This is a genomic window from Hyphomonas polymorpha PS728, assembly GCF_000685315.1.
In the GTDB taxonomy this organism is placed as follows: domain Bacteria; phylum Pseudomonadota; class Alphaproteobacteria; order Caulobacterales; family Hyphomonadaceae; genus Hyphomonas; species Hyphomonas polymorpha.
This window is the reverse complement of record NZ_ARYM01000047.1, coordinates 1-4,618: the sequence shown is the minus strand read 5'-3', so window position 1 is coordinate 4,618 and position 4,618 is coordinate 1. Positions and strand designations below refer to the sequence as shown.

Annotated in this window: 6 protein-coding genes and 1 tRNA gene; 1 reads left to right on the top strand and 6 read right to left on the bottom strand. The window is 61.7% G+C overall.

Annotated elements, in window-relative coordinates; all coding sequences use genetic code 11:
* The coding region (locus HPO_RS20915) for a hypothetical protein (RefSeq protein ID WP_206742197.1) at nt 1–235 on the top strand (235 nt) is incomplete at its 5' end.
* A 76-nt stretch (nt 236–311) separates the two neighbouring features.
* On the opposite strand, the gene HPO_RS20130 is transcribed toward HPO_RS20915, so the two are convergent.
* The 6 genes from HPO_RS20130 to HPO_RS19160 form a co-directional block, all read right to left on the bottom strand.
* The gene (locus HPO_RS20130; protein WP_051612852.1) at nt 312–782 is read right to left on the bottom strand and encodes an SRPBCC domain-containing protein; all 471 of its coding nucleotides are present in this window, start codon (nt 780–782) and stop codon (nt 312–314) included.
* Nucleotides 783–1,130, bottom strand: coding sequence for an ArsR/SmtB family transcription factor (locus tag HPO_RS19180; RefSeq protein ID WP_035602759.1), 348 nt, complete (start codon nt 1,128–1,130; stop codon nt 783–785).
* 286 nt (nt 1,131–1,416) lie between these two features.
* Nucleotides 1,417–1,491 (bottom strand) — tRNA-Phe (locus tag HPO_RS19175).
* A 57-nt stretch (nt 1,492–1,548) separates the two neighbouring features.
* Nucleotides 1,549–1,770, bottom strand: coding sequence for a DNA gyrase inhibitor YacG (locus tag HPO_RS19170; RefSeq protein ID WP_035602757.1), 222 nt, complete (start codon nt 1,768–1,770; stop codon nt 1,549–1,551).
* Nucleotides 1,767–2,837 (bottom strand): ribonuclease E/G, encoded by a 1,071-nt coding sequence (locus HPO_RS20125; RefSeq protein ID WP_051612851.1) that lies wholly within the window; start codon nt 2,835–2,837, stop codon nt 1,767–1,769. The genes HPO_RS19170 and HPO_RS20125 overlap by 4 nt, the downstream gene beginning before the upstream one ends.
* 3 nt (nt 2,838–2,840) lie before the next feature.
* Nucleotides 2,841–4,391, bottom strand: a complete 1,551-nt coding sequence (locus HPO_RS19160) for a glucose-6-phosphate isomerase (RefSeq protein ID WP_035602754.1) — start codon at nt 4,389–4,391, stop codon at nt 2,841–2,843.
* Nucleotides 4,392–4,618: the final 227 nt, after the last annotated feature.

Here is a 4,618-nt window from a genome sequence, read left to right as displayed (position 1 = left end):
GTGCGGTCAGGCCGGACGCTTACAACAGAAATGGATAGATCGTCGCTTCAGCGTTCCTGTGAGCGCGAAGGTAGCGAGCAACTTCCGGCGGATCTGTTTCAGAGACCGGAATATTATACAGCGCGCCATCCTCCGAATTGATTGCGACGCGGCTGTGCACCCGCCGCGCTCCACTCAATATCCAGAGTGTAAGCAAATTAAGAATAAGGATGATGCTTGTGACAGCGAAGGCTGATAAGGCTGGATCAGTGTAGCTAAAGTGGAGCTGCATACGGGGCGTCCAAGAGGTGTGCGTGCCTGAGGTCTAGTTTTCAGAGCGATCTGATGCGCATGTAGTGTACCAAATTATCGAGCGTGACTGAGGTTCCTTTGTCGATTCCGGACAAGAGGAATTGTTCAAGGTGCTCGGTTGAACGACATTGGATCTCAACCAACAGCCGCGTCCCATGTTCGAGCTCATCGATGAACACTCTACCGATTGCGCCTAACGCTTCAAATGTCAGCCTTTGGGGCGGCGCAACTTCGAGATACATGCCCGAGAAAGGCATGTTGGACCGGCCTTTTGGGGTAAACTTGAAAGCGCCGCCTGGTCGAAGATCGATTTCGCAAACTGCCAATGTCTGCCCGGCCGGATCCCACCAGCGCGCCACATGCTCTGGTTGTGTCCAAGCTTCAAAAACCTGGTTGGGCCGAGCGTCAAAGCCTCGCTCCAACCTAATGAGGTGAGACTCCCAATCGATTTCGAATTTAGTGTTCTCATTATCAGAATTGGCCGTCAGCATTTAGGTCTCCTTTGCATTCATTAATGCGAGGTGGGTGTCCAGCCGACCCAATCGAGCCATCCATTGCTTTTGGAAGTCATCGACCCAATTGGTCACATCATCGAGCCCTGCCGCTGACAACCTTCGTGGCCGACGTTGGGCGTCGCGCCCTTGCTCAATCAGTCCAGCCTGTTCGAGCACTTTCAGATGCCTAGATATTGTCGGCTGACTGAGCTGGAATGGCGCCATGAGCTCAGAAACGGATGCTTCCCCAGCCGCGAGGCGGGTGAGGATCGCGCGCCTTGTTGGATCTGCCAAGGCAAAAAACGTGCGGCTGAGATGATCGGGTTGTTCTGTGTATATACTCATTTTGCTATATTGCCAATTAGCGATATATATGTCAAGCTAAACTTTAAGTAAGAATGGCAGTAGCCAGATTGTTTGATATCTTCTGCGTGGAGTCTACCAGCTCCGCAGGCTGATTACTTCGTGCACGCTCGGGTGCTCCCGACCATCGCGGCTTCAACAAAATCCCAACAGAAGAAATGTCGCCCAACAATATTTAGCGGATGCGGCGGACGTCAGTGGGCTAAGCTAAGGCTTGGCCAATTGTTTTTATGGGGCGCGGTGCCCCTCCCAAAAAAGTCTATGGAAATGGTGCCCGGGGGCGGAATCGAACCACCGACACGCGGATTTTCAATCCGCTGCTCTACCCCTGAGCTACCCGGGCGGGCCGAACGGGGAAGCGGCTACTTAACGAAGCGCGCGGGCCTTGTCTACGCACAAATCAGTGGGATTCTGTATCATCTTCAGCGGGGCGTCCGCTGGCGGCTTCCTCGGCATCCTCGGAAGGCCGGCCGGCGATCACATAGCTGCCGGTCAGCCAGTGGCCGAGGTCGGCGTCGGCGCACCGTTTGGAGCAGAAGGGGCGGTATTCGGCCGCCACGGTCTGCTTGCGGCAACGGGCGCAGAGGGGCTTTTTCTGGTCGGGGGTCGCAGGCTTGCTCATGGGGTGGGGAATAGCTCAAACCCGGCCTTGCCGTGAACCCCGATAGACAGCCGCGCCCCATATTTCGCGCTCAGCAGCGCCTGCGCGTCGAGCCGGCTTGCCGCCAGCCAGTCGTGGGCCATCTGGGGCAGGGCCAGGGTCAGGCGCACCATCCGCGCCTGCTGCGCGGCCATCTCCAGCTGGCGCAGCCCCTCCAGCGCCGCCGTTTCCGGCGTCGGCGCTCCCGCCGCGTCCAGCATCCGCTCGGCCAGCGGCGTGATCCACCAGTCAGCGGCGATTTCCATCAGGCCAAGCGCGGAAGGCGCCAGCGCCTTCGCCTGCCGGCTGGTCAGCCCTTCCCAAACTTCTGCAAAAGCCGCGCGGATCTTCGCGCCCCCATCTCCCGCAATTGGGCTCACACAGTCGAGCACCACGAGCCCGCCCAGACCCCGCAGCAGCATCTGCCGGGAGAGCTCCCCCGCCGCCTCGCGGTTGAGCGACAGGGCGCGCGCCCCGGCGCTGCCTTTCAGCGCCCGGCCCGCCGAATCGATGTCGGCCGCCGTCAGCGCGCGTGTCCGCTCGATATGCATCTGCCCTCCGCCGGGCAGGGTCACCTCCGGGCGAAGGGCATCCTCGAAGGCGGCGCTCACCTCCGCGTCGCCGGGGGGCACGTCCTCCACCGGCGCGGCGCTCCCACCCTTCAGATGAGCCCGCCAGGCATCGGCGCTGGAGACCGCGGGGCCAGCGCCCGGCGCCGCCAGCTTCACCCGGGCGAGCTTCCCGGCCCGTGCTTCAGCGACGACCTCGACCGTCACCTGCGTGCCCTCGCTTGGTATCAAAGTGTCCGGATTTGTCCGGATTTGTCCATTCTTTGTCCGAAGGAATGCGCTCATTGTCCCGGCAAGGGTAATGAATGTCCCGCCTGCGCCGGGCTCTGTCTTGCCGATGCGGCCTTCCAGCCGCGCGCCCAGCGCTGCGGTGTTCGAGGCGCGCTCAAGGTAGAGCGCAGCGGGCCTGTCCCCCGGTCCAAGCGCCAGCCAGCGGGTCTCGCCCACTGTCTGCTCGCGCAGGATGCGGGCAATCGCCATGCCTTAGAAAATCTGCTTCAGCAGCGCAGCTGTTACAGGATCAGCGGCCTTGTCAGGGGTCTTCAGCACCGCCTGGATGCGCCCAGCCATGGTCTTGCCGCGCTCTACGCCCCACTGATCGAAGGGGTTCAATCCCCACAGCTTGCCGGCGAAATAGGTGCGGTGTTCGTACAGCGCTACCAGCGCCCCGAAGGCCTCCGGGCCGAAACCAGCATGGGAGAGCAGCGTGGAGGGCCGCCCGCCGGCATGCACTTTCTGCGCGGATACGGCCTCGCTTATCCCCGGCTCTTCAGCGCGTACTTCCTCGAGGCTGCGGCCATTGGCGAGCACTTCGGCCTGCGCCAGCGCATGAGCGGCCAGCGCGTCCAATCCTTCAGAATCGCGGTCAAAGTCCGGCGCCAGAATGAATTCGCACGGCACATCCTGCGATCCCTGGTGCAGCCATTGGTGATAGGAGTGCTGGCCTACTGATCCTTCGCCGCCCCAGAGGGCGGGCGCTGTGGGTGGGGAGACCGTATTGCCTTCAGAATCAACGGATTTACCGTTCGACTCCATCTCCAGCTGCTGCAGATAAGTCGGCAACATGCGCAGGCGGTTGGCATAGGCCAGCAGCACCCGCATCGGCTTCTCGCGGATGGAGGTATTCCAGAAATCCAGCAGCGCCAGCCGCATGGCGGCATTCGATTCGAGCGGCGCCGTGCGCACATGCTCATCCATCTCGTTGGCGCCATTGAGAATTTTCCGGAAGGTCTCAGGCCCCAGATAGATCATGCAGGCCAGTGACGCGGCCGACCACAGCGAGAATCGCCCGCCCACAGAGATCGGCATATCGAACGTGTAGGCGTCACGCCCACCCAGCCAGGCCTTGGCCTTCTCCGGATTGGCCGTCACCAGAGCGAGGTGGCGGGCGGCATCATCGCCCAGCTTGTCCTCCAGCCAGGCGCGCGCACGGCCCAGATTATAGAGTGTTTCTTCGGTGCCGAAGGATTTGGACACCCCGATCACCAGCGTGGACAGGGGATCAAGCCCAGCCATCGCCCGGTCCAGGTCGTAGGGATCCACGTTGGCGGCAAACCGCAGTTCGATCGACGGGTGCGCCAGATCCTCAAATGCGTCCGCAATCAGGCGCGGCCCGAAATCCGATCCGCCGATGCCGATGTGAAGGACGGCCGTAAACGCCTCACCGTGCGCGGTGCGGATTTCGCCTGTCTGAATTTTCCCAGCAAATTCAAGCGCTGGCAGAACGCTCTGGCGAATGGTTTCGGCCTCTCCCGTCAGGCGCGCGGGGGCCCGCAAAGCCCAGTGCAGGGCAGGGCGGTCTTCCGAGGGGTTCACGATAGCGCCGCCGAAAAGATCTTCGCCCGCCTTTACCAATGCCGCATCCGCGCCGTGTTGGAGCAGGCTGGCCTCTGCGGAGGCATCCAGAAAGTGCCGCGCAAGGCTGATTTTCCAACCTGCCGCTTCGAGCGGCTGATCCCCTGCGCGCGCTGTCGCGAGCAGCTTCAGAGGCTGCAGCCTCAGGCGGGCGGCATGGTCTTGGAGTTCACTGCGCATTCGGTCCTCAATTCCGTAAAGTCAGACCGTGCGCTTATCGGCCGGGGCGTTTGGCTTCGCAAGGCCTGCAAATGTGCAGCTTTGCCCCGTAAAACCCCGCTTGAAACCCGTGTCACACATGGGTATTAGGCGCCGCTTGAAGGCCATGTGGCCGGAGATCAATCTAGGTTGAACCTGTCCGGCGGGCCGGACGACACCAATTATAGGAGAGGCCCGATGGGCAAGGC